Raw genomic sequence first — 23,183 nt, 5'->3', positions numbered from 1 at the left:
ATCGGCCTGACTAGAAACGCGATTGCTCTTCCAATCAGCGACGCAGTGACGCTGTGAGTAGTCGCAAGATAATGTACTTAGATATCACTGTATGTGCACGCAACCGGGAGCCATGGATGCACGGACCGGAATGGGCTCGAGCTAGCTCATTCCACGAAGGGTTACAGTGCCCGAATGGGATCATCGGAAGAAGCTGAAGAGGTGTTGGAGCGAATCCATGCCGATATTCGGCTAGCGAAACAACGTGCGCAGGCGTTGGGCGAGCTTGCCGAGACTCAAGCCACAGTGCAAGGAAAAGCCATGTCTGAGCTGCACGACGTGGTGGTGACAGTGGATGCAGCAGGTCAGATGATTGATCTGCAGATTGCAGCCAAGGCCTTGCAACGCGGAGGCCTCCGTCTATCAGCGGAGATTGTGACTCTCGTTGCCAAAGCCAAACTAGATGCCCAAGCACAGACGCACCGAGCCGCTCTGAAAGTGCTAGGCGCAGACGATCCTATTCTTTGGGGCTATTCGGCAACGTTGTTAGACGCGGACAGTCCCGCCATAGACCCTACGCGGCGGCGGATGGGCTATGTGCCTCTCACTGACACACCAGCGGGTGAAGCGACATGGAATGGCTCGCGCTAGATCTCGAGATGCTCGAAGACCAGGCGAGAAGACTGGGTCAACTCGCAACGGAAGTCTTGTCGGCCGCTGAAATGGCTACAGATGCCGAATCGATTGGTCTGGCGTTTGGGAACATGGGGCGTTTCGTCATTGCTGATATCTCGGTGGTCGCTGCAACTGTCTCCACTGCTGCGTACTCTGCTCAAGAAGCGCTAACAGGGACGGCGCAGCAACTACGAAGCGTCGTGCGGGAGACTCAAGCAATCGAAGAAGAAATAGCTCACACGTTGCGCTCCCTGGAGCTCGAGATCGAAGACTAGACCGATGACCTTAGCAGCCTTCACGGAAACCTTGACGATAGCTGCACGGGTGAAGTCGGGTGAATGGATACAGGGCGGCTCGGAAGCATTCCCAGTTCCTTCGGGGATCGGAACGCACATTTCAGGTCTACTCGGGAGCCTCGCGGATACAGGTTTAGGATGGGCAGTCGGGCTAATGGGCCCACTCATCGGGTGGAGTGATGACCTAAGGAATGATGCTGAGAGCGCATTCGAATTCGCGGACTCCTGGAAACAGTCGGCATCAGTGTTGCAGAGCGTGGCGGTGCAATACCGGCGTCGAGTGTTCGACCTCTCAGAAATGTCTGGGCAAACGATCAGCGCGTACAGAAATAATGCGGCTCAGCTCGTGCACGGGTTTCGAATACAGGGCGAAGCCGTGTCGGCCGTCAGCTTTGCTATCAGGGCGGCGGCCACTCTAGTAAAAAACGTTCACGGGACAGTGCAGGACGCGATAGCTGAGGTTGCTAGTAGTGCGGTACGTTCTCATGCGAGGTCTTTGACGTCTGGTGCCAGTATCGGCGGAGTGGCTTCTCCAGCTGTCATTTCTCAGATATCCATGGATGTGGCAGCGGCCACCGCGCGAGTTGGTCCGATGGTGGCGGGCGCGGTGGCTACGTTGGCGTTTCTTGGCGCGTTGCTCCGGGCTTTGATTGAAGGAATAAAGGCTCTCGGCAAATGGATGAGTAGGCAGGGGACGAAAGCACCGACGAGAGGTGCTGGGAAACCCCAGAAGCGCACGAAGCCGGACACGAACAACGGTGTAAGAGGGAGGAAACGCCCGCTGCAGTCGGGTAGCCGAACCCCAATTGCCAAACCTCCAAGAGTCGCCAACCCTAAGCTTCAAAATATCCTTAATAGCGCCTATCTGCGGACCGGTGACATACCCCTTGTTGGTGGGAATGGATCGTTGGTCAGCGCCATCAAGTTCGAGCTGCGAACCGGTATCAAGGTGGGCGGGAAGGATCACGTCTTGAAGGGAAGAAACACAAGGAATGCTCTGCGCAATTGGCTGAGGTTGAATAAGGCAGCTGATCCGACTGATATCCAAACTGCGCAGAAACTGTTGAACGAAATTGAGGTTGCACTGAATGGACTCTGAGTACGCGGACATCGATCGAGCCGACGAGGCATATTGTCGGGACCTTGTTAAGAGAGTTCCCGCTCTCAGGCCACTTTTGGAAGAGCATTTGGTTGATCAGGGCGGAGAACTTCTGGGCTACATCTTTCTCAGCGATGTCGCCAGGTGGGCGGAAGCAAACGTTGTCGCTGAGAAAGCTGCCGTGGTGGTGCTCATCAATGAGCTCAACCGGGGTCTTGCTGAAGGGCCATTGGAAGTCCCTAATCTGATAGCCGTTGGATTTGGCGAATCACTCTCTCGCGAGACCTCGTTGCTGCCAATTTTGCAGGGAGACCTCAGAGCATGGTACGAATTTGACGTTGGAGATTCTGATCACCAGCCTCACTTGAGGAGCGGAGAATAGCTGCGGGACCGGTTCGCATAGCCATTCGGTAGAACTGTTTGGGCAGAGCAGGGTGGTACTGAGACCGGCCGGAATGGTTGGCGGGAGCCCTATGACCCTGCGCGCTCCCAACCAATGGCACTTTCCCCGCGTGCGCGTCCGGTCGCTCGGCAACTGCAACAGGTAGCCTGAAGGCAGTTGGCTGGTGTAACACCAAGGTGAGGAATCGAGAGAGAATGAGCGACCGAGAGACGCGGCATCAGGAGCTTGCCGAGCGCTACCTGCCCGAGGAACTGCTTGAGCGGTTCCGCGAGCGGGCCGCGGTGTACGACCGCGAGAACAGCTTCTTTCACGAGGACCTCGCAGAGCTTCGCGAGCAGGGTTACCTGACGCTCTTCGTGCCGGCGGAATTCGGCGGGCCCGGCCTCACCCTCAACGAGGTCTCGCGGCTGCAGCAGCGGCTCGCGACCGCGGCCCCCGGCACGGCGCTCGCGATCAACATGCACCTTATGTGCACGGGCGTCATCAGGGCGATGTTCGAGCGTGGCGACCGCTCCCTCGGGTACGTGTTCGAGGAAGCGATGGCCGGCGAGATCTTCGCGTTCGGCATCAGCGAGCCCGCGAACGACTGGGTGCTTCAGGGCTCGAAGTCGAAGGCTGAGCCGCAGGAAGACGGCGGCTACTTGCTCTCGGGCGTGAAGATTTTCACGTCGCTGTCGCCCGTGTGGACGCGGCTCATCGTGCACGGTCTCGACACCGCGACAGCGGGCACCGACGCCGAGACCCTCGTCTACGGGTTCCTCGAGCGCACCGCCGAGGAGGCCGCGGCGTGGGGCGGCGAAGGCATCACCGTGTCGGATCAGTGGGACGTGCTCGGCATGCGCGCCTCGCACAGCCGCGCAACCATCCTCGACGGCGCGCGCATCAGGCCTGAGCGGGTTGCCCGCAAGATCCCGGCGGGCCGCCACCCCGATCTGCTCACGTTCGCAATCACCGCGAACTTCCAGCTGCTCATCGGCTCCGTGTACGCGGGTGTCGCGCGCCGGGCTCTCGACCTCGCTGCCGCTGGCATGAAGAAGCGGCGCTCGGCAAAGGCGGGCACGTCGCACGCCGAGGTGCCAGAGGCGCGCGTGCGGCTCGCCGACGCCCACATGGAGTTCATGGCGGTGCCCGCTCAGCTCGATGCGTACACCCGCGACTTCGACGAGCTCGTCGACTACGGTGCTGAGTGGCCGCTGCGCCTCGTCTCGGCCCGCCTGAACGCCTCGACGGCCGCGCGCCGCAACGCCGAGACTGCGCTCATCTGCGCGGGCGGATCGGGCTTCGACAACGGTAGCGAGCTTAGTCGCGTCTACCGCGACGCGACCGCGGGCCTCTTCCACCCGCCGAGCGCCGACGCGGCGCGCCCGATGTACGCGGCGGCGCTGCTCGACGAGTAGGGGCGGGGGGAGTGGGCTGGGCGGTGCCTCTTCCGGTTAGGCGTCGGGTTTGGCGTCCCTTCTGGCCGCTCCCCACGGGCCGACCTGCTGCCGACGGGGAGGTATTTCGGTCAGAGACAACTGTCGAATCTTCGGCAAACACCTCGCCGCGTTTTTCGCCCCGCAAAAGTATGGATAAGATAGAGAGGTTGCTTCGGCGGCGAACCGGCTCTGGCCGAATCGCTTGAAGAAACAACGGGCTGTGGCGCAGCTTGGTAGCGCACTTGACTGGGGGTCAAGGGGTCGCAGGTTCAAATCCTGTCAGCCCGACCAAAAAGTCCCGGAAACTCAAGGGTTTCCGGGACTTTTCTCGTTTGGGGATTATGACCCCGTCATCGAAAACCTACCCAATACCATCACTTTCGGGCGATTTTCGGGCCGCCGATCCGGCTGGCCCGAGTGCGTGCCGGACGCCTCCTGGTAGTTCGGGAACACCGGCGCACCTTTCCGGTATGAATCCTTCAACTCATACCCCCGCCCATCTCTGGAATCTCGAACCGCTGCTCAGTGCCGGCGAGGTCTCCGACTATCTCGGCATCCCCGTCTCGACGCTGTACGACTGGCGCACCCGCGACCTCGGACCCCGCGCACACCGCATCGGCAAACACCTGAAGTACGCCGTCTCCGACGTGTGCGATTGGGTTACCGAAGCGGGTCTGCTGAGGGTTTGGTTGACTCTTGTCCACTCGCGTGAGCGGGTGAGGATGAGTGAGAATGATCAGCAATGAAGTACTCAGAAGAATTCAAACGAGACGCGGTCGCGTTGGTCCGGCAAGGGGCTACGCAACGCGAGGTCGGTCGTGATCTGGGCATCTCGAAGTCAGCACTCTCGAAATGGGTCGCGGATGCCGAACGGCGTGACGCTGGCCTGCCGTCTGCTAAGGATGTCACTCCTGCCGAGGATGCGCAGATTCGTGAGCTCATGCGACGGAACCGTCTCCTTGAACAAGAGAACGAGGTGCTCAGGCGTGCGGCAGCGTATTTGTCGCAGATTCATATCACGCCCCCAAAATGATCTTCCCGCTCGTCCAAGAAATGGCTGCCGCGGCTGCCCCGGTCAGGGTGCCCGTAGCGGTGGCGTGTCGGGTACTCGGGTTCTCGAAACAGGCGTACTACCAGTGGCAGAAGCAACCCGTCTCGGCACGTGAGGCAGACGCGGAACGGTTCATCACGCTCTTGCGAGGTCTCCACGAGGACGACCCCGAGGGCGGATATCGGGTGCTGGCTGATGATCTCCATGATCTTGGCTACGAGATCTCGGAGCGCAGGGTGTGGCGACTGTGCAAAATCGCTGGCCTGCAGTCAGTCTTCTCAAAGCGTAAACGCCGGTATGTGAAAGCGGGTGCGCCGGTGGGTGATGATCTCGTGGAGCGTGACTTCACTGCCGATGGGTTGGACGAGAAATGGCTTGTGGACATTACTGAGCACTGGACGGGTGAGGGGAAGCTGTACCTGTGCGCGTTCAAGGATGTGTGTTCGAACCGGATTGTGGGGTACTCGATCGATTCCCGTATGAAAGCATCGCTTGCCGTTCGGGCGCTAGAGAACGCGCTGACGCTACGGGGTGCGCCTGTGGGAGTGATTGTGCATTCTGACCGGGGTAGCCAATTTCGGAGCCGGAAGTTTCAGCGTGCGTTGAAACAGCATCGGCTTCGTGGGTCGATGGGGCGTGTGGGTGCGTGTGGGGATAACGCGGCTATGGAATCGTTCTTCTCGTTGTTGCAGAAGACTGTGCTCGATCGGAGGTCTTGGGCGACGCGTGAGGAACTCAGGCTCGCGATTGTGTCTTGGATCGAGGGGAGGTATCACCGGAAACGGAAGCAGCGGGGGTTGGGGAAGCTGACTCCGGTGGAGTTCGAGACTATATTGAGAAGCGCGGTCGACTTGGCTGCCTAGAAAAGGAAACCCGAGTCAACCAAACCCTCAGCAGACCCTCTCGATTGCCATCAGAAACGAAGATTAACCCAAAATCTTTCCTGACTGCCTTTACATTTACGCGCGATCCGACTCGCGATCGCGTCCAATATCTACCAAACTTCGACTTGATTACTGATCCCGTGGACATGAAGAGCCTTCTAGAAGCGGCAAGTGATTATCGTTCTATTCCATCGGACTCGGCTGGCATTGAACGTCTCTTCCGGCAGTTCATCAGCTTTGCTGTCAAGGAACTCGAGACGGACGTTGGAGGCACTTCGTAAGTGGTGTCATTGCGCAGCGTGGAGTCGTGATCGTGCACCGGTCGGTGTGCGCGGGAAAATAACACAACGCTGCTCCGATGTGCGACCGCTCTTGGCTCACGCTCCCTTGGCTGAAAGAATCGTGAGTCAATCATCATCGAGCTTTCACCGTGGGGTGTTGAGCCGAGGCTTCGGGAAGCGCTGATGTAATGATCGGAAAGTGCGAGCGCGCGTACCTGGAAGCGGCCGCGCGCTCGCACTCCTCGCTCATTCCGCTTCTGTAGCTGCGAGGTGGCGGTGCATGTTCGGCCCGTCGAGCTGCACGAGCTCCGCGTTCGACACGATCCGGTTCAGAATCGATTCAGCGATCACCGCATCATGCAACGACTTGTACCAGTGCTACGGGTCGAACTGTGACGTCACGACCGTCGACCCCCGGCCCTCACGCGCAGCGAGGATATTGAGAAGGTCTGCCGTGGCCTCACCAGTGATCGGCGTCGTCAAGAAATCGTCCAGTATCAACACGTCACACGAGTGCAGATACTCAAGGAACCTGAGCCTTGACGGGTCGGCGTGCTGGTAAACGGCGAGCTGGTTCGCGAGATCGTCAAGCCGATAGTACGCGGCCGTGCAATCACGTCGACAGGCTGCGTTCACGAGTGCTTGCGCGAGATATGACTTCCCCACGCTCGACGATCCGAGAATGAGGAGGTTCGTGGTCCGTTCTACCCATTTACATGCCGCGAGCCTCGCAACCACTTCACGATTCAACGAGCGGCCATCGCGGTAGTGAATATCCTCGACACAGGCGGCAGGGTTCGGGGTGCGCGACGCTTTCAACAGTTTCAACATGCGGCGCTCGCCCCGAGCCTCGGTCTCCTGATCGAGGGCGTGCCTGATCTTCTGCGAGAACGACCACTCATCAAACGAGGGATCATTCGCGATACCGATGACCGTTACCCCGAACGCGGTCAGCCGGAGCTTCGTTAATAAGGGCATGTCGTCCTCGGTGAGGTGCTGATCAAGCATCGGCCCCCTCCGATCCTGTCGGGGTGTCTGTGAGGGCTTCGAGGCTGAATACCTGGGGGCCTGCCAAATGCGCGCCACTCGTGTCGCGCACAGCGGGCCGACGCGGGTGAGTGGGTTCAAGTCTGGTTGTTCTTGCTGCTGTACTTATGGCCTGCGGCCGTTGGTCTTGTTCGGCCCGAACCACAGCCAGCACGTGCTTCACAGCGGTGTATCTGATCTGCCGATGCGCATTACTGTCGGTGAGCTGCCGACACGCTTGCTCTAATAGTTGCCGACTGCTCCGCTTCCCCAGATCAAGGATGTTCATGCATGACCGGAAGCCTTGCGCTTCGATCTTCTTCCCATCGAGCAGCCTCGTGAGCGCGGCAACGGTTCCTGGCCCCACTTTCGTGGCCTGCCTGCGGTAAGCGCGGAGACGTTCGGGGCGCTCGTCGCGGAGCTCCGACGTGCAGAGGCCAGCGGGCACCCGGTCGATACGCTCATGCCGAGGCTTGTGCGGGCGCGTGGCTTCACGGACGCCGACGACATCGCCTCTGTGCTGCACTTCGAACTAGATTCCGGGTGATGAGCCACCGTCAGCGGAAGATGCGAGGATGTGTAGGTGGCTGCTCAACTCGACGACCTGACCGTGCTCGCGCGTTTCGTGATCCGCGCACGTCGGGTAGAAGCTCATTCTCTCGTGCAAGACGAAAAGACCTTGTTGGGCTATGCAAAGGGCACGTTCAAAGTCACGCTTGGCTTTGATGGAGCGGCGATTATCAGGCGACCACTCCCAGAGAACGAGGAAGAGTTCGAATCCTTGGTCGCGAGGATCAGACCGCTGACGCTGAAATCTGAACCAATTTATTACGCCAAGGTGCTTGGAGCTCTGGAACGAGTGTTGGAGCAGTGCGCCCCAAGTGCAGAGGTTTTGTCTGAGTACCAAGCGTTGAAAGTTTCTTGGGAGGCCACCGATCTTCAGGGAACCCAAGTACAGGGATACTCAGTGCAGCGCTCACGTCTTGATGGTTCGGAAGCAACCAAGCATGTCTCCGATACGCAATTCGCTGCCGCGTGGGTATACGCAGACCTTGTTCATGCCGATGCTCAAGGCCCCAAAGCCGAGGCGCTTGCTTTCGATCTTGTCGAACGGTACGCAGCCGCAGTGCTCGTCTTCTGCGGTGCGGCCGTGCGGGTGGTAAGGACACTTCGCCTGATCGAGCATCTGAGAGCCGCAAACTTACTCGACCTTGCTGATGAACTCTGGTCTCAAAAGGTTACGGTCGACGCTACCGAGATCGTCGAGGAAGCGGAGGTGTTCATGGCTCCTGTAGGCGCACCGATGCCAAATCTCATGTCCTCGGTCGAAATGGGAGAAGACTGGAAATCAATCTCGGTGACTGAGATGCTCAGGCTTGAGACAGCAAACCGAGTAACAGTCCTCCTGCGTGACGACGATCGCGACATTGAGACCAGCGACGCGGCGGTCATAAGACGAGAAGAAGGCGAGGAGTCGATGACCTGGGAAGCCCTCATTGCTGAGAGCGCCCTCTGTCGTTTGGTCTTTGAAGCCGAGTCAGGCGAGATTCGGTCGATTCGGTCGATGGAACTTCAGTTCCTAGATCACACTCATTCACTCAGACTCTCCGCCTATGAATTCAAGCTGAAGATGTTCCAAGCGAAGACGCTAACGCTCCAGGTTGGAGACCAAAACTGGGTGACTCTGCGAATTCCAGAGGCCTCAGAGGAAGAGCTACTCCAGCAGCAAGTTCTCTTTGAAATGACAAGAGACATTGTTCTGATCGAGCAGATCGCGAACAGAAGGTTCACAACAAGTAGCGAGCCCTTCACGAATGACGATCGCATGGCGTTGAGAGTCGCGCGGTTGACCTGGGAGGGCAAGATCACCCGTTGGATTCAAGGGCCGATACAGGTCACTACCGAAAACGGGCTGCCACCCTCTCAAATTCAAATACCCGCTCAGACCCTCTCAATCGGTGGCGTGGAGATCCCCACCCCTGAAATACGCTTGCGTCACCCAGGCATGGACATTACCGAACTGCAGCCTGAGTCGCCGCTCAAACCAGGAGTGAAACTGTATGAGCTCCGGCCCCCTGGGCAAGCATTCTTCCGGGTTTGGGCACCAGGGCAGGTGCAGGTTTCAAGTGACGCTGATCTCGCTTCGCCTGTTCCCTGGGGCCTGCCGGGGATACAGGAGGCCGAGCCTCTGGAAACGGATGCTGCGTTGGTCGAGCCAGACCAGCAGAAGCAATGAACTGCGCGCAAAACGAGGTTACCCAGTTCGTTGATCCTGGGAGGGCTGTCGAGTTCGAGAGGCCCTGAAACGCCTTGCTTCGCGGAATCTCGCTTTGGCGAGGTAAGGAGGCTGATCGGTCCCCATACGTGTTTAGCAGAGTCATTTAAGAGCACTTGTGGGTCGATGGTCAGGCGCAAGATTAAGCTACGCAGCGCTACCAGGCACACCCGCCCGCGCTTCGGTTCGACCCACACGCTCTACCGAAAGCGACTGCTAAACAAACACGGCACTCGCTCAAAACGTTTTTGGGTAGTGGGAGGTGGGCCTCTCTCAGACAGGTTGAAGGCAAGCAGTTTACCCACCCAATTCACCCGTGACAGCCCGCAGTTGCCGGGCTACACTCGGAATCAGTAAACCACCCTGTTTCCTGCCACTTCCAGGGAACTCGCGAGTGTCTGGGATAACTGGTGATTTTGGGAAAAATCCCTGATCAGCCAAGGGGTCGCAGGTTCAAATCCTGTCAGCCCGACCAAAAAGTCCCGGAAGCTCAACGGCTTCCGGGACATTTCCCGTTTGGGGAATTATTACCTTGTCATCGAATACTTTTCCAGCGCCAGAACTTTCACGCGGTTATGGGGCCTCCGATCCGGCTGGCCCGAGTGCGTGCCGGACACCTCGGATCTACTGAGAAGTCAGTCGAGTGCGGGGTTTCTGCTGCCAGACCAACAGCATTCATCATCATGGCCTCGAAGGCGACCCATGCTTGCGGCAGCGATGCGATCCCTAAATCTAGGCTTGGGCTTCCGTTCTCGGCATCGAGGGCTAGAAGGTCGGAAGATTCAGCAAGTTGTTAGTCCACTTGCCATCCGCATAGGTTCGCAGATACGGTCGACCGGACTGCGGATGGACAACGCCGACAGTCACGCGGCTGGAGCCGCTGCCAACGTAGGCAATCCCGTTCTTGTTGTCGATCCAGTCCACTAACGTCGCCTTGTCATGATCGCCGGTGCCTGTGTCGCTCTTCCACTTGTACTGGACGATCTGATCCTCGGTCCTAACCGTGCTCCCGAAACGAACGTGTGTGATCTCAATAGCCATGGTGCTCGGCCTTCCCGCGACACCACCGTGGTGTCGTCAGGTCAATGGTTGCAGCAACCACCGACGTTGGTGACGTTCTTGGCGCCGCAGCGCTGGTATTGGAGTGGTTCTTTGCAGTTCCAGAGCTCCCGTTCGGGTAACTGCGAAAAGCATGCTCCGGGCGCTTGCCCGGCCCGTCGGGCATTTCGCGGTCGGTTGCGTGAGCCTCGCCGCCACCAGCCCGTAACCTTGACGCCACCTTATTTCCCTACGCTGACCTGAGCGTCCGGCGGTCATTCAATTATCTCTGAGCTGCCGCACGCGCATTCCAAAACTCAAGAAAGGTCTGCGGCAACTCGTGGCTTGGTTTAGACGAACTCCCCTGAAAACAACGCTCGCAGCCGGGCTTTGCCTCGGCATCGCCGTGAGCGGCATCGCCCTCGCGCCCCAGTCCACGCTGACCGCAAGCTTTGCGGTGCCCGACACAGGCGGCCTCGACCTCGGCGGCCGCGATTCGAGCCTGCTCCGGGCCGACACCCGGCAGCTCGCCCCCGGCCTGAAGGCCACGAGCTTTGACAGGCTGCAGGGTGAGGGTTGGGTCACCGGCGACGTGCTCGTCGCAGATCTCTCCACCCCGACGCTGTCGATGGACGTGCGCGATTCGGGCAGCCTCACGCGGCCCGCCCCCGTCACTGAGCACACCCTCGGCGACCACGCCGTGGCCGCGGTCAACGGCTCATTCTTCGACATCAACAACTCGGGCGTCGCCCAGGGCACGAACGTGTCGTCGAGCGAGGGTGTGAAGACCACGAGCGGGTCGCCCGTCGAGAGCTTCACCGTCAGCGAAGGCCTCGCGGCGATCCAGGCGCTCGCTTCCGCCGCGACCCTCGACGTCGCGGGCAACACCCACCATGTCAGCACCGTCAACAACATTGGCATCCCAGCCGACGGCATCGGCTACTTCACCCCCATGTGGGGCGAGTACCCCATCGCACGCGCGATCGGCGGCCCGTCGAACATCGACCCGAAGTTCCTGCGCGTTGAGATCGCCAACGGGGTCGTGACCCGCACATCTGCCGATCTCGCCGAGATCACGGGGCCGACCGCAATCGCTGCGGGAACGGGCGTCGTGCTCGCGCGCGGAGCGGCCGTCGATCTCTTCGACGGCGTCAAGCCGGGCGACCCGATTCCGGTCACGGTCGCGGCAAGCTCCGACGTCGATCTCGCCATCTCCGGTAACCAGCGGTTGGTCGCTGACGGTGCCGTCGTTGGCGCTCCAGACAAGGGCGAACCGCGCACAGCGGTCGGCGTGAGCGAAGACGGCAGCGAAGTCATCGTGGTCTCCCTCGACGGCCGCCAGAGCCACTCCCGAGGCATGGCGCTCGATGAGCTTGGCGAGTTCATGGTCGAGCTCGGCGCACACAACGCGGTCAATCTCGATGGTGGTGGGTCAAGTACGCTCCTCATGCGCGAACCCGGCACGAGCGAGCTGAGCGTCGGCAACGCCCCGTCAGACGGTCACCTGCGTAGCGTGCCGAACAGCCTCGTGTTCTCGTCGACCGCGCCAGATACCGGGCTCGCTGACGTGATGGTGGCTCCCGAATCCAAGCTTGGCGACGCAGACGCGATCTTCCCAGGCTTCTCGCGCACAGTCTCGGGCATTGGGCTCGACGCGAATCGCGGCGCGCTCACGACCGCGGGTGAATTCGCAGTGGCCGGCGAGAACGCGACGCTCACCCCAGTTGATGCCGACACCGCGAAGGTCACTGGGGTCGCCCCGGGCACGGTGCCCGTCACGTTCACCGCGGAGGGAAAGTCTGCGACGAGCGAACTGCGCGTGCTTGGCGGTCTCGACAGGCTTCGCGCGAGCCAGAGCGTCATCGCTCTGGTCGACGAGAGCGGCAGCGAGACGGTGACCATCACCGGCCTTGATAAAGACGGCTTCGCCGCACCCATCGAAGCCGCAGATCTCACGGTCTCCGCCGGCGCAGATGTTGCCGTCGAATCGCTCGACGGCAACACGTTCACGATCACCCCGCGCGCGGCTTCGGGCGCAGCAACGGTGTCGTTCTCGGCGGGCGACCGCCGTGTCGACGTCGCAGTGACGATCGGCCTTGAAGAGGAGCCTGTCTCAGACCTCGCGAACGCGAAGGACTGGACGTTCCGCTCAGACCGTGCAACCGGTGCTCTCGAGCAAGCGACCGGGCCGAACGGCGAGACCGGGCTGAAGCTCACCTACGACTTCGCCTCGTCCACGGGCACGCGCGGCGCCTACGCCGTCGCGCCCGAGCCCATCGAGATCGCTGGGCAGCCGAAGGCGATCAAGATGTGGGTGCACGGCGACGGCAACAGCACCTGGCCCCGGCTCCAGATGAAGACCGGCGCCGGCACGACGATGAACATCGACGGCCCGCACACAAGCTGGAAGGGCTGGCAGGAGCTCACGTTCAACGTGCCCGTCGGAACCGCATACCCGCTCAAGCTCGAGCGGGTGCGCATGATGGAAACCTCGGCCGCGAAGCAGTACCAGGGCGAGACCATGTTCGCTGGCATCCGCGCAGTCGTCGCCCCCGAGGTCGCACAGCCGCAGGCGCCTGTCGTGCACGACTCGCTCGTTGTGACGAACGGCACCGTCGATCAGCGCGCGCAGCGCATCGCGGTGATGAGCGACGCCCAGTTCGTCGCCCGCAACCCCGAGGGCCCCAACGTGCACGGTGCCCGCCAAACTCTGCGCGAGATCCTCGCCGCGAAGCCAGAGATGTTTGTCATCACCGGCGACTTCGTCGACGAGGCCGCGCCAGAGGATTTTGCCCTCGCGCGCAAGATTCTCGACGAGGAGATCGGAGACAAGCTGCCCTGGGTTTACGTGCCTGGCAACCACGAGGTGATGGGCGGCCCGATCGAGAACTTCGTCGCCGAGTTCGGCCCGACGAAGACCAAGCAGCAGGTTGGCAGCACGCTTGTCATCACGCTGAACACCGCGAACGGCTCGTTCAACGGTTCTGACAAGCAGCAGATGCGCTTCCTGGAAGACGCGCTTGCCGAGGCTGAAAAAGACTCGACAATCACGGGCGTGCTCGTGTTCGCGCACCACCCGGTCGACGACCCGAAGAGCAGCAAAGACAGCCAGATCTCTGATCGCATCGAGGCGAAGCGGTACCAAGATCGCCTCGCGGAGTTCCGCGCAGATACGGGGAAGTCGATCGCCTCGATCAACGGCCACGCCGGCGTCTTCCACGCGACGAGCCACGAGGGCGTCTCAACGTTCCTCAGCGGCAACAGCGGCAAGGGGCCGTCGAGCTCGCCCGACAAGGGCGGGTTCACGGGGTGGGCGATGCTCGGAATCAACCCGAACTCGGGCGTTGTAGGTCATGACCCTGCCCCCGTCACGAGCCGCACGAACTGGCTCCGGGCCGAGGTGAAGCCGCGCGTAGACGAGGTCACGCTCGGCGCGACGGCGGCAATTCCCGCTGCAATGACCGTCGGCGACTCGGTGACCGTTGACGCGACCATCTCCCAAGACGGCGGGCGCATCGTGCCCGTGCAGTGGCCGATGAGCGCGGTCTGGGGCGGCGACGCGGTCGTCGTCGATGATGGATCCGTGGAGACCAACAAGCGCGGCGCCGCAGTGAGCGCGAGCGCGAGCGAGGCTGCGGCCGAAAGCGTCGTCAGGTTTAACCCCTCGACGGGTGCGCTGACCGCGACCGCCGCGGGGGAGGCGACCCTGAGGGTGACAGTGAACGGCGTAACCACCGCGCACACGGTCACGGTCTCCGACGCGACAACGGGCCCGGGGGAGCCCGGAACCGGCGGTGACAACGGTTCCGGAAACGGTACCGACGGCAAGCCCGGTTCAGTGACCGGCGGTGGAGATTCGGCGGCCAGTGCCGGCGGGGATAGGGGGCTCGCCGCCACTGGCGGGTCAGCGTTCCAGTGGCCGTGGGCGCTCACGCTCACGGGTGCGCTCGTCGCCGCAGGCGGCTTGCTCGTGTTCTGGCGCCGCCGTTCAGCCGAGCGCCCCACGCTGTAGCGTCGTTCGGTGCAGCCTCCGCAGCAAGGAGGCATGACGGGCGCTGGCCCGGTTCGTTTCGCCGTGTGGATCGCGGTGAGCTCGAACCGGGCCAGACAATCGCTACGCCACAGGGACTGGCCGCTCCTACGCGGCGCGGACTGCGCCGAGCGCGGCCTCGAAGGTAGCACCGCTCTGGCCCTGCACGGTTGCGACGAACTGCGTAGCGGCCGCGGTGAGGTCGGCGCTCAGTGCCTGGCCTTCACGCACGCGGGTGCCGCTCGCCCGGCTGAGCTCGATGAGGCCGTCAGCCTCGAGCGCGGCGTAGGCGCGCCCGACTGTGCCGGGCGCGATGGAGATGTTTCCGTTCCCGGTGAGTGGAGATTCGAGGGCTGTACGAAAGGCGCGATATTCGAGCTTTCAAACGCTTTGGGTGAGGGCGTTGCACTGGACGCCGAGAAAGGCTCCGTGTACGTTGACAAAGGCCAAAATGTTCTCGACACGTCAATTGCCTTATCTGAGGCTTTCTGATTCGTGCCGGGGCCTACGAAACCCTGGGAGCAGCAAGCCGAGAATTTCAAGAAGGTGATCGTTGAACACGGTAGATAGCCGAGACAAACGCCCATCGTTGATGAACCCCGCGTTTATTCTGCTCTATGGGGTCTTCATCACCGCCGCACCCGTGGTCGGGCAATTCGCCATCATGGCGGCCCAGTCAAACGGTCGATTCTTTTGGGGAATGGGGTCTGGGATGCTGATTTGGGGCTGCATCTTGCTCGGCTTCGTGCTCAGCCTGGTGTGTCTCGGGTTTTGGATGGCCGGGCGGTCTGCTGCGAATTCTGGCGGGGCCTACGCAAGAGCATCTATCGTAGGTGCGGTTGTTGGAGTGCTCGGAGCATATCCGGTCGGCTTTCTGACATTCTCAACTACGTTGGTGAACAACCTGGGGCTGGGGAGACCAGTGGGTGTTCTCCTGACTGGCATCTATCTGGCCTTGATGTTTGGCGGTTACATGTTGTTGTGGGAGCGACATGAGGCCCGGCGTCGCAGAGGGAACGAGCGCAGCTAGACCTCCGGGCTGGCCTCACGCCGCTCCCACCACAGCACGAACGCCCCGAATACCAGGCAAGGGCCGAGAATGAAGAAGAAGCCCCACCCGAACGCGGCCAAAACCCCGTAACGGTTCGTGGAACCCAAGTAGATGAGCTGTAGCGCCGCGGGCAGCCCCGCAGCGATTGCCCCGAAGAGCGCGAGCCAGAGCCCGGGTGCACCAAAGGAGCGTCGCGTCTGGTGGTTTCTCGCGTTCATTGACGGCCTCGGTTCAAATACGGGTGCGAATGACGGGTGACGGGCAACCGATCCACGCGCGGCGTCGTCTAATCGAGACGGGCGCCGTGCTCAATCACCTTTAGCGTAGCTAAAGTTGATTTGGCGATCCGAGCGCTGACGCTAGGGCTCACCCAGCGCCAGCCGAATACCGCGCCGTCAGCGCAGCGCCGATGCGAGCCAGGTGGTCGCGCACGCTCTTCGGGCTGATGATTTCGAGCCATTCGACGAGCCCCGCGAGGTGACCGGCGATGCCGTACTCGCTCGGCGCGTGGATCACGACGGGGATGCGGCCGTCGCCATGCGCCGGCCCGATCTCAAGGTTGTCGCCCATCGCGGTCTGCAAGAAGCCGAGCCCTTCGGGGGCGCAGATCGCGTGCACCTCGATGGTGGTGCGGCCCCGCCCAGCTTCGGCGGTGAGCTCCCGCCAGCTTGCGGCGAGATCGAAGTTTTCGGCCCGGCGAACGGGCTCGTCGCTCGGGGTGACCGCCGTCACGCGGTCGAGGCGAAAGGTGCGTTGGCCGGTTTCGGTGTGGGTGACGAGGTACCACTGTGGCCCCTTCGGCACGAGGCCGAGCGGGTCGACAACGCGCTCTGACTCACGGCCTGCGAGGCTGCGCTCGCGCCCCACGGTTGCGGATCCACAATCAGCGAAGAAGCCGCGGCCTCTGCACGGGTGCGAAACGTCTCTGGGAGAGCTCGCACGAGCTTGCGAAGGGCAGCTTTCAATGCAGGGTCAGCGGCTGCCGCGGTTGCCGCCGGCCCGGCGACAAGGAACGTCGCGATGGCCTGAGGGCCTCGCCGCGCCGACGGCGGCGCTGCTCCTCGTGGCAGTGCTGCTCACCGAAGCTCTTCCCAAGGAGGTTGCGTTTCGCGGCCGCCTCGTGCCCGGGGTCACCGGCTCGGTGTGGTCGGCGGTAGGTGAGCGAGCCCGGCTACCGCTGACGGGCGGCAGGGGGCCAGTAGGATGGTCTCGCTACATGGCCTGATGCACGAAGTCGCGCGGTGGCAGTATGAGGCGCCCGTGCCACGCGGGGCCGAGCCGCAGTAGATCGGCGTCGCGAGACACGATGACGTCGGCATTCACCGCGGCATCGCGGGCGAGGGCAATGATGTGGGAATCCTCGAAATCGCCAATGCCAGCGTCGGTGACAGTCGGGTCGACGACCGCGCCGCCCGAGAACTCGCACATGTCGACGATGAGGCGAACGAATTCGTCTGCAACCCTGCGCCCGTTACCGGCAGCGAGCATCTTCTCGTGAACGTTGCGGAGAATATGTGGCGAGGCAAACAGGCGAAACCGGTCTGCGAACGCGAGGGCAATCGCGTCGGCAGACGCGTTTCCCGTCGTCGGAGGCGGTGGGGTGGGCACCGAAGGCCACCCGCCGTCGTCACCGAGAATGTAGTCGAGGTAGACGTTGATGTCGAACACGACCGCAGTGCCGGGGCGAATTGCCATCACTCACTCGCGGTTGGCGCGTTGATGAGCTCCATAACCTCTGGCGCCGAAAGCACCTTCCCACCTCGTTCGGCGCGGGCCTCGGCGCGGAGCCCGTGGAGGCGTTCGACTCGAAGCCTCGCCTGGTACTCTCGCACGGCAACGCGAAGAAACTCGCTCCGGTTTCCGTGACCGAAGTGTTCGACGACCTCGTCGAGGGCGGGCCGCATCTCCGGGCCCACCGCGAAGCCCACGGTCTGCGATGTTCTCATGGCGCACCTCCGTTGCATTCCCGTATGCAACCAGAATAGCTTGGAACCTACCGAGACGCCAGACGCAGCGCCCCGCTGCCCAGCAACTCGGCAACTCGGCAACCCGCGCAACTCTCACCCCACGACATGCCCTTGGGGCCAGCCCCCGCCACCACTACAGCACCGCCGACAGAAACTCCTTCGTGCGCTCCTCCTGCGGGCTCGCGAACAGCTCCTCGGGCGGGCCCTCCTCGACGATCGCCCCGCCGTCGAACATGAGCACCCGGTTCGACACCTCGCGGGCGAACTGCAGCTCGTGCGTCACGATAAGCATCGTCACGTCGGTGTCGCGGGCGATGTCGGTGAGAATGCCGAGCACCTCGCCGACAACCTCGGGGTCGAGCGCGCTCGTCACCTCGTCGAGCAGCAGAATCTCCGGGTCCATCGCGAGCGCCCGCGCGATTGCGACGCGTTGCTGCTGCCCGCCAGAGAGCTGCGACGGGTGGGCGTCGGCCTTGTCTGGCAGCCCCACCTTGGCGAGCAACTCGTGGGCCTTCGCGCGGGCCGCGGCCTTGGGCACGCCGAGCACGTGCACGGGCGCCTCGATGATGTTTTCGAGCACCGTCATGTTGGGAAACAGGTTGAACTGCTGAAACACCATGCCGATGCGCTTGCGCATCTCGCCGCGGTGCTTCTCTTTCAGCGCGACCCGCTTGCCGCCGACCTCGTGGTGGGTGAGCGGCTTGCCGTCAATATAGATGTAGCCGCCGTTCGCCTCTTCGAGCGTCATCACGAGCCGCAGAATGGTGGTCTTGCCCGAGCCCGACGGCCCGATGAGGGTCACCCGGTCGCCCTTGCGCACCGAGAAGTCGAGGCCGCGCAGCACGGTCGTGTCGCCGAAGCGCTTGTCGACGCCGGCGAAGTGGATCGCGGGAGTTTCGTCGCGCAAGATCTCGATCGCGCCGGTGTGCGTTGCCGCAGAGAGCTCGAAGGCCGAAGGCGCGTCGGAGGCCGCCGGCTCGCTGCACGCGGCGGCAGGTGAGCCGGAGGCGGCCGGCTCGCTGCGCGCTGCAGCGGGGGAGCCGGGGGCGGCGTGGGGGTTAAACACTGTAGACAAGTCGTTTCTCCAGTCGTCGAATGAGCAGCGAGGTCGGGTAGCTCGCGAGCAAGAAGATGACGCCCGCGATGGTGATCGCCTCGATGTAGCGGAAGTGCTGGCCGCCGAACAGCTGCGCCGCGCGCACGAGCTCGGTGACGGTGATTGCCATGAGAAAGGGGGTGTCTTTGAACATCGCGACCACGTAGTTGCCGAGCGATGGCAGGGTGCTGCGCAGCGCCTGCGGAATGATCACCGCCCACCAGGTGCGCCCGCGCGACATGCTCAGCGCGGTCGTCGCCTCCCACTGCCCGGCCGGCACGCCCTCGATGCCCGCCCGGTAGCTTTCTGCCATGTAGGTCGCGTAGTGCACGCCGAACACGATCACCCCGATGGTGATGGGCGAGACGCTCGAGAACGCGTAGTACACGAACAGCAGCTGCACGACGATCGGCGTCATGCGCACGAAGTTCACGAAGAAGCCGAGCACGAGCGCTACGGGCCGGGGCGCGCTGCGCCTGGCGACCGCGATGACGAGGCCGAGCACGGCGGCGATCGCGCTGCCGAGCACGGTGACGAGCAGCGTCACCCGCACGAAGGCCCCGAGCAGCACGGGCAGGGCGTCGAGGGCGTAGCCCCAGTTCCAAAGGTCGCCGGTCACGAGCGCCTCACCCCGCTTTCGGTCGCGGGCGCCGCGCTCGCGGGCGGTGCATTCGCGGCCCGTGCGCTCGCGGGTGCGGCCGGTGCGGTGGCGGATCCCTGGGCCGAGTCGACCTTCGCCGTCGAATGGCGCAGCAGCTCGGCGAACGGGGTGCTCCGCCCGAGCCTGCGATTCGCGCGCGCCTCGAGCCAGAGCATCGCGAGGCTGAGCAGCCACGCGAGCGCGAAGTAGAGCAGCAGGCCGACCGTGTACGCGAAGAACACGTTCGTGTCGATGCGCAGCTTGTTGATCGACGCGGTGAGGTCGAACATCGTGATGAAGCTCACGATCGCGGTGCCCTTGAGTAGCAGCACGAGCAGGTTGCTCAGTGAGGGCAGCATAATGGCCCACGCCTGCGGCAGAATGACGCGGCGCAGCCGCCCCGCGCGCGACATGCTCAGCGCCGTCGTGGCCTCCCACTGCCCGGTCGGCACGGCATTGATGGAGCCGCGCACGACCTCGGCGCCGTAGGCGCCGTAGTTCAGCCCGAGCCCGAGCACGCCGACGAAGATCGGCGACAGCTCGACGCCAAACAGCGGCAGCACGAAGAAGAGGAAGAAGAGCTGCACGACGAGCGACGTGCCGCGAAAGAACTCGATGATCACGCGGGCGGTGCCGCGCACGAGTGCCCGATCCGCCCCCGCCATGAGCCCGAGCGCCCCCGCGACAACGAACGCGAGTAGCGCGCCCCCAACCGTGAGCGTGACTGTGATGCCGAGGCCCTCCATGATGCGCGGCCACGACCGCGCGAGCGCGTCGAAGTGTTCACCCACTGGTGCGTCGCCCCGCTACTGCGAGTCGCCCGAGCAGAGCTGCTCGGTGGTGAGGCTCGCCGGCGGCAGGTTCTCTGCCGTGAACCCGAACTCTTCGACGAGCGACAGGTAGGTCGCCTCGTCGCCGGTGATCTTCGCGAGCTGCTCGTTGTAGGCCTCGAGCAGGTCGGTGTCGGCCTTGCGGAACACGGTGCCGCCGGCGCCCACCTGCTCGACGCCGTCGAGGCGCTGCACGAAGGCCTGCGTGGTTTCGATGTCGCTCTGGTTCTCGGCCATCCAATTGAGCGAGACCGAGGTGAGGGTGAACGCGTCGGCGCGCCCGTTCTGCACCGCCTCGATGCCGGCCTGGGCGTTGTCGACCTGCAGCGTGTTCGCGATGCCGAGCTGGGTCGCGTAGTCTGCCTCGACCGCGCCGCCGAGCACCGCGAGGGTGACGTCGCCGCCGCGCTCGGCGACGGAGTCGAGGTCGCTGAGCTTCTCGGGGTTGCCCTTGGGCACCGCGAGCGCGGTGGTGTACATGATCTCGGGGTCGCTGAACGCCGCCTGCGCGCAGCGGTCGGGGAGAATCGACATGCCGGCGCTGATCGCATCGAACCGCCCGGCGTTGAGCCCGGGAATGAGCGAGTTCCAGTCGACCTCGACGACCTCAACGTTGTCGATGCCGAGCCCCTTGAAAATCTCGCGGTGCATGGCAATGGTTGCGCCCGTCGCCTCGCCGCTCTCGTCGACCCACGAGTAGGGGCGTTCGTCGGCGATGGCGAGGGTGATGGTGCCGGCTTCTTGCAGCCGCTCGAGGGTGTTGCCCTCGGCCTCGGGGGTCGTGCCGCCGCTGCAGGCGGCGAGTAGTAGCGCCGCGCCTGCCGCTCCGACTGCGGCCAGCGTGCCGCGTGCTGTGCTGCGTGCTGTGCCGCGCGTCTTCGAGCCGGTGGTGATTCTCGTCATTGTTCCTCGTTTCGCTTCGAAAGGCCCCGCCGGGCCCGGATCAGTGATCGATCCCTGCGATCCTATGAATTTTCCCGACACGAAGATATTTATTCAGTAGGATTGTCTACAATGTGAGGGAATCGTTGCGGGGTCCGTGCCCGCTCCGGGAGTCGAGATTGGAGCCCCTCGTGCAAGGCCACCAGCACCGCGGTTCGCCGCGTCAAATGTCACCGCTCACCCGCAGCTCGACGGTCGACCTCATCGCCCTCGAGCTGCGCCAGGCGATCTTCACAGGCGGCCTGCCCGTCGGCTCGCCCGTGCGCGAGGTCGAGATCTCGACCCAGCTCGGCGTGAGCCGCGCTCCGTTTCGCGAGGCCGCCCAGCGGCTCGTGCAAGAGGGGCTGCTCACGGCATTTCCCGGGCGCGGGCTGCGCGTCACCCGCATCACGGGCGACGCGATCGACGACGTCTACGACGCCAGGCTCGCGGTCGAGGCGCGCGCCGTGCAGGCAATCGCCGAGCTGCGCAACAGCGAGGTGACGGGAGCGCTGCGCGGCTCCTACGAGGCATTTGCGCAGGTCACCGAGCGCGGCGACGACGCCTTCGCCATCGGCGACGCCGACCTCGCCTTTCACCAGTTGCTCGTCGACTTCTCGGGCAGCTACCGGCTCTCACGCATGATGTCGACGCTCGTGATCGAGACGCGCATCGCGAGCCTGAGCGCCGACGAGGGCTTTGCGGTGCGGCTCTCGGTGTCGCCGACCTACGAGGCGCTGCTCACGGGGCTCGAACTCGGCAACACGCAGACCGCGATCAGCGCGCTCGAGGTGCAATTTCGCGACGCGATCGCGCGGCTGCGCGGCGAAAACGACTTCCCGACGATGGAGACCGAGCTCGACGCCTCGCAGCACGAGTTCAGCCCCATCGACCCCGTGTCGTAGCGGCGGCTACAGCGCGGCGTCTACAGCGCGGCGTCGAGTTCGGCGCACGCGAGCGCCATGCGAGCGAGCACCTCGTCTGCGTCTTGCAGGCTCAGCAGCAGACCGGGCTTGAACTGCAGCATGGAGCTGTCGAAGCCCGCAAAGATCGCCCAGATGCCGTGGCGGTAGAGGGTGCTCATCGCGCGAATAGCGCCATCGAGGCCCGCAAATCGCAGCCCGATCACGAGCCCGCGCTGGTGCACCTGGTCGAGGCTCGGGTGCGCCAGCTGGAGCGCGGCAAGGCCGGCCGCGAAGTGCTCGCTCAGCACGCGAACGTGCGCGAGCGTTTCCGGTGCGGTCGATCGCTGCAGCGCGGCGAGCCCGACAACCGCCCCGAGCTCTGAGCCGCCCGTCGTCGATACGTGACCCCAGCCGTTCTCTGCGAGCCAGCCGCCGGCTCGCTCGCTCAGCACCACCGCGCTCACCGGGTAGAGCCCACCGCCGAGCCCCTTGCCGGTGACGAGCATGTCGGGCACGACCCCGAAACTATCGACCGCCCAAATCTCGCCCGTTCTACCGAGCCCCGTCTGTACCTCGTCGGCGATGAAGAGCGCGCCGTGGGTGTCGCACAGCTGCCGAACGGCGTCGTGGTAGCCCTGCGGAACGGTGGGAAACCCCATGGTCGCGGGAATGGTCTCGAGGAGCACGGCCGCGATCGCGTCGCTCGCGAACGCCGCCTCGAGAGCGGCGACGTCGCCCCACGGAACCTGAAGAAAGTCATCGGGCAACGCGCTGTGAAAGTAGTCGGCATTGTTGCGGTCGCCAGCCGCACCCGAGAGCCCGGTGCGGCCGTGAAACCCCGAGTCGATGGTGACGATGCGTCTGCGGCCCGTGGCCCATCTGGCCGAGCGGATGGCCACATCGACGGCCTCGCCGCCGCCCGACGTGAACACCGTGAAGGGCAGCGACTGCTGCGGCGACACCTCGAAGAGTTTTTCGGCGAAGGTCGCTCGGGCGGGGGAGGGGAAATGATGGTTGCCCATGTCGAACTCGTCGAGCGCGCCCCGCAGCGTCGCGACGAGCTCGGGGGCGCGGTGGCCGAGGTTGTAGGTGCCACCGTTGAGGTGCAGGTCGAAGAACTCGCGGCCGTCTAGATCCCAGATCTTGTACATCTCGCGGCGGCCAATGACCAGGTCGATGCCCGCTCTGCCGAAGGTGTGAATGCGGCCGGGAATGAGGTGACGCTGCGAGAGTTCGAGGGTCTGAGCCTTGGAGATCATTTCATCATTCTCCAAAGCCCGGGCTGCGCGTGGAAACAGGCGTTCCGCTGCCCGTAACA

The 23,183-nt window shown here is 63.3% G+C and carries 23 protein-coding genes and 1 tRNA gene; 12 read left to right on the top strand and 12 right to left on the bottom strand.

Annotated features, from left to right (window positions below; translation table 11 throughout):
* Positions 1-174: 174 nt before the first annotated feature.
* From ABD115_RS12425 to ABD115_RS12390, 8 genes are all read left to right on the top strand, one after another.
* Positions 175-630, top strand: coding sequence for a hypothetical protein (locus ABD115_RS12425; protein WP_343961276.1), 456 nt, complete (start codon positions 175-177; stop codon positions 628-630).
* Positions 612-929 carry a hypothetical protein gene (locus ABD115_RS12420; protein ID WP_343961274.1) on the top strand — a complete coding sequence of 106 codons (318 nt, stop codon included), beginning with the start codon at positions 612-614 and terminating at the stop codon, positions 927-929. Before ABD115_RS12425 ends, ABD115_RS12420 begins: the two co-directional genes overlap by 19 nt.
* Positions 930-933: 4 nt before the next feature.
* Positions 934-2,049: a hypothetical protein gene (locus ABD115_RS12415; protein WP_343961271.1), complete on the top strand. Its 1,116-nt coding sequence runs from the start codon at positions 934-936 to the stop codon at positions 2,047-2,049.
* Positions 2,039-2,431 (top strand): DUF7674 family protein, encoded by a 393-nt coding sequence (locus ABD115_RS12410; protein ID WP_343961269.1) that lies wholly within the window; start codon positions 2,039-2,041, stop codon positions 2,429-2,431. Before ABD115_RS12415 ends, ABD115_RS12410 begins: the two co-directional genes overlap by 11 nt.
* A 215-nt stretch (positions 2,432-2,646) precedes the next feature.
* Complete coding sequence (locus ABD115_RS12405) at positions 2,647-3,849, top strand: acyl-CoA dehydrogenase family protein (RefSeq protein WP_343961267.1); 1,203 nt, start codon at positions 2,647-2,649, stop codon at positions 3,847-3,849.
* A gap of 235 nt (positions 3,850-4,084) precedes the next feature.
* Positions 4,085-4,161, top strand: a tRNA-Pro gene (locus ABD115_RS12400).
* 179 nt (positions 4,162-4,340) lie between these two features.
* Positions 4,341-4,616, top strand: coding sequence for a helix-turn-helix transcriptional regulator (locus ABD115_RS12395; RefSeq protein ID WP_343961265.1), 276 nt, complete (start codon positions 4,341-4,343; stop codon positions 4,614-4,616).
* A protein-coding gene (locus ABD115_RS12390) for an IS3 family transposase (protein ID WP_343961263.1) occupies positions 4,613-5,784 on the top strand; the annotation gives its coding sequence in 2 pieces (ribosomal slippage) (positions 4,613-4,889 and positions 4,889-5,784; 1,173 coding nt in all). The genes ABD115_RS12395 and ABD115_RS12390 overlap by 4 nt, the downstream gene beginning before the upstream one ends.
* Before the next feature lie 680 nt (positions 5,785-6,464).
* On the opposite strand, the gene ABD115_RS12385 is transcribed toward ABD115_RS12390, so the two are convergent.
* Entirely contained in the window at positions 6,465-7,094 is a 630-nt protein-coding gene (locus tag ABD115_RS12385) for an ATP-binding protein (RefSeq protein WP_343961261.1), read from the bottom strand.
* A gap of 601 nt (positions 7,095-7,695) precedes the next feature.
* Here ABD115_RS12385 and ABD115_RS12380 point away from each other — a divergent pair.
* Positions 7,696-9,348, top strand: coding sequence for a hypothetical protein (locus ABD115_RS12380; RefSeq protein ID WP_343961259.1), 1,653 nt, complete (start codon positions 7,696-7,698; stop codon positions 9,346-9,348).
* Between the two features lie 804 nt (positions 9,349-10,152).
* Here the strand turns inward: ABD115_RS12380 and ABD115_RS12375 are convergent.
* A complete protein-coding gene (locus ABD115_RS12375) occupies positions 10,153-10,428 on the bottom strand; it encodes a DUF3892 domain-containing protein (RefSeq protein WP_343961257.1) in 276 nt (91 codons plus the stop codon).
* 337 nt (positions 10,429-10,765) lie between these two features.
* Here ABD115_RS12375 and ABD115_RS12370 point away from each other — a divergent pair, with 337 nt between their 5' ends.
* Positions 10,766-14,437 (top strand): phosphodiester glycosidase family protein, encoded by a 3,672-nt coding sequence (locus ABD115_RS12370; protein WP_343961255.1) that lies wholly within the window; start codon positions 10,766-10,768, stop codon positions 14,435-14,437.
* A 126-nt stretch (positions 14,438-14,563) separates the two neighbouring features.
* Here the strand turns inward: ABD115_RS12370 and ABD115_RS12365 are convergent, their stop codons facing one another.
* Complete coding sequence (locus tag ABD115_RS12365; protein WP_343961253.1) at positions 14,564-14,686, bottom strand: hypothetical protein; 123 nt, start codon at positions 14,684-14,686, stop codon at positions 14,564-14,566.
* Positions 14,687-15,008: 322 nt separating this feature from the next.
* On the opposite strand from ABD115_RS12365, the gene ABD115_RS12360 reads away from it, so the two are divergent.
* On the top strand, positions 15,009-15,485 hold the full coding sequence (locus ABD115_RS12360) for a hypothetical protein (RefSeq protein WP_343961251.1): 477 nt from the start codon (positions 15,009-15,011) through the stop codon (positions 15,483-15,485).
* Here ABD115_RS12360 and ABD115_RS12355 read toward each other — a convergent pair.
* The 8 genes from ABD115_RS12355 to ehuB all read right to left on the bottom strand — a co-directional run bounded on the left by ABD115_RS12355 (position 15,482) and on the right by ehuB (position 20,942).
* Positions 15,482-15,724, bottom strand: coding sequence for a hypothetical protein (locus ABD115_RS12355; protein WP_343961249.1), 243 nt, complete (start codon positions 15,722-15,724; stop codon positions 15,482-15,484). The two genes, ABD115_RS12360 and ABD115_RS12355, sit on opposite strands and share 4 nt — an antisense overlap.
* Positions 15,725-15,872: 148 nt before the next feature.
* Complete coding sequence (locus ABD115_RS12350; RefSeq protein WP_343961247.1) at positions 15,873-16,373, bottom strand: WYL domain-containing protein; 501 nt, start codon at positions 16,371-16,373, stop codon at positions 15,873-15,875.
* A 345-nt stretch (positions 16,374-16,718) separates the two neighbouring features.
* Complete coding sequence (locus ABD115_RS12345) at positions 16,719-17,201, bottom strand: PIN domain-containing protein (protein ID WP_343961245.1); 483 nt, start codon at positions 17,199-17,201, stop codon at positions 16,719-16,721.
* Positions 17,201-17,452: a ribbon-helix-helix domain-containing protein gene (locus ABD115_RS12340; RefSeq protein WP_343961242.1), complete on the bottom strand. Its 252-nt coding sequence runs from the start codon at positions 17,450-17,452 to the stop codon at positions 17,201-17,203. Before ABD115_RS12340 ends, ABD115_RS12345 begins: the two co-directional genes overlap by 1 nt.
* Positions 17,453-17,606: 154 nt before the next feature.
* A complete protein-coding gene (gene ehuA, locus ABD115_RS12335; protein WP_343961399.1) occupies positions 17,607-18,389 on the bottom strand; it encodes an ectoine/hydroxyectoine ABC transporter ATP-binding protein EhuA in 783 nt (260 codons plus the stop codon).
* Between the two features lie 142 nt (positions 18,390-18,531).
* The gene (gene ehuD / locus ABD115_RS12330; protein WP_343961240.1) at positions 18,532-19,188 is read right to left on the bottom strand and encodes an ectoine/hydroxyectoine ABC transporter permease subunit EhuD; all 657 of its coding nucleotides are present in this window, start codon (positions 19,186-19,188) and stop codon (positions 18,532-18,534) included.
* The gene (gene ehuC, locus ABD115_RS12325) at positions 19,185-20,000 is read right to left on the bottom strand and encodes an ectoine/hydroxyectoine ABC transporter permease subunit EhuC (RefSeq protein ID WP_343961238.1); all 816 of its coding nucleotides are present in this window, start codon (positions 19,998-20,000) and stop codon (positions 19,185-19,187) included. Before ehuC ends, ehuD begins: the two co-directional genes overlap by 4 nt.
* Before the next feature lie 15 nt (positions 20,001-20,015).
* Positions 20,016-20,942 (bottom strand): ectoine/hydroxyectoine ABC transporter substrate-binding protein EhuB, encoded by a 927-nt coding sequence (ehuB, locus tag ABD115_RS12320; protein WP_343961236.1) that lies wholly within the window; start codon positions 20,940-20,942, stop codon positions 20,016-20,018.
* 206 nt (positions 20,943-21,148) lie between these two features.
* Here ehuB and ABD115_RS12315 point away from each other — a divergent pair, with 206 nt between their 5' ends.
* Complete coding sequence (locus ABD115_RS12315) at positions 21,149-21,865, top strand: GntR family transcriptional regulator (protein WP_343961234.1); 717 nt, start codon at positions 21,149-21,151, stop codon at positions 21,863-21,865.
* A 20-nt stretch (positions 21,866-21,885) separates the two neighbouring features.
* Here the strand turns inward: ABD115_RS12315 and ABD115_RS12310 are convergent, their stop codons facing one another.
* Positions 21,886-23,124 carry an aminotransferase class III-fold pyridoxal phosphate-dependent enzyme gene (locus ABD115_RS12310; RefSeq protein WP_343961232.1) on the bottom strand — a complete coding sequence of 413 codons (1,239 nt, stop codon included), beginning with the start codon at positions 23,122-23,124 and terminating at the stop codon, positions 21,886-21,888.
* Between the last annotated feature and the right edge of the window lie 59 nt (positions 23,125-23,183).

It is taken from the genome of Leucobacter albus (assembly GCF_039528015.1).
Taxonomy (GTDB): Bacteria; Actinomycetota; Actinomycetes; order Actinomycetales; family Microbacteriaceae; genus Leucobacter; species Leucobacter albus.
This window is presented reverse-complemented; position numbering and strand designations above follow the sequence as displayed.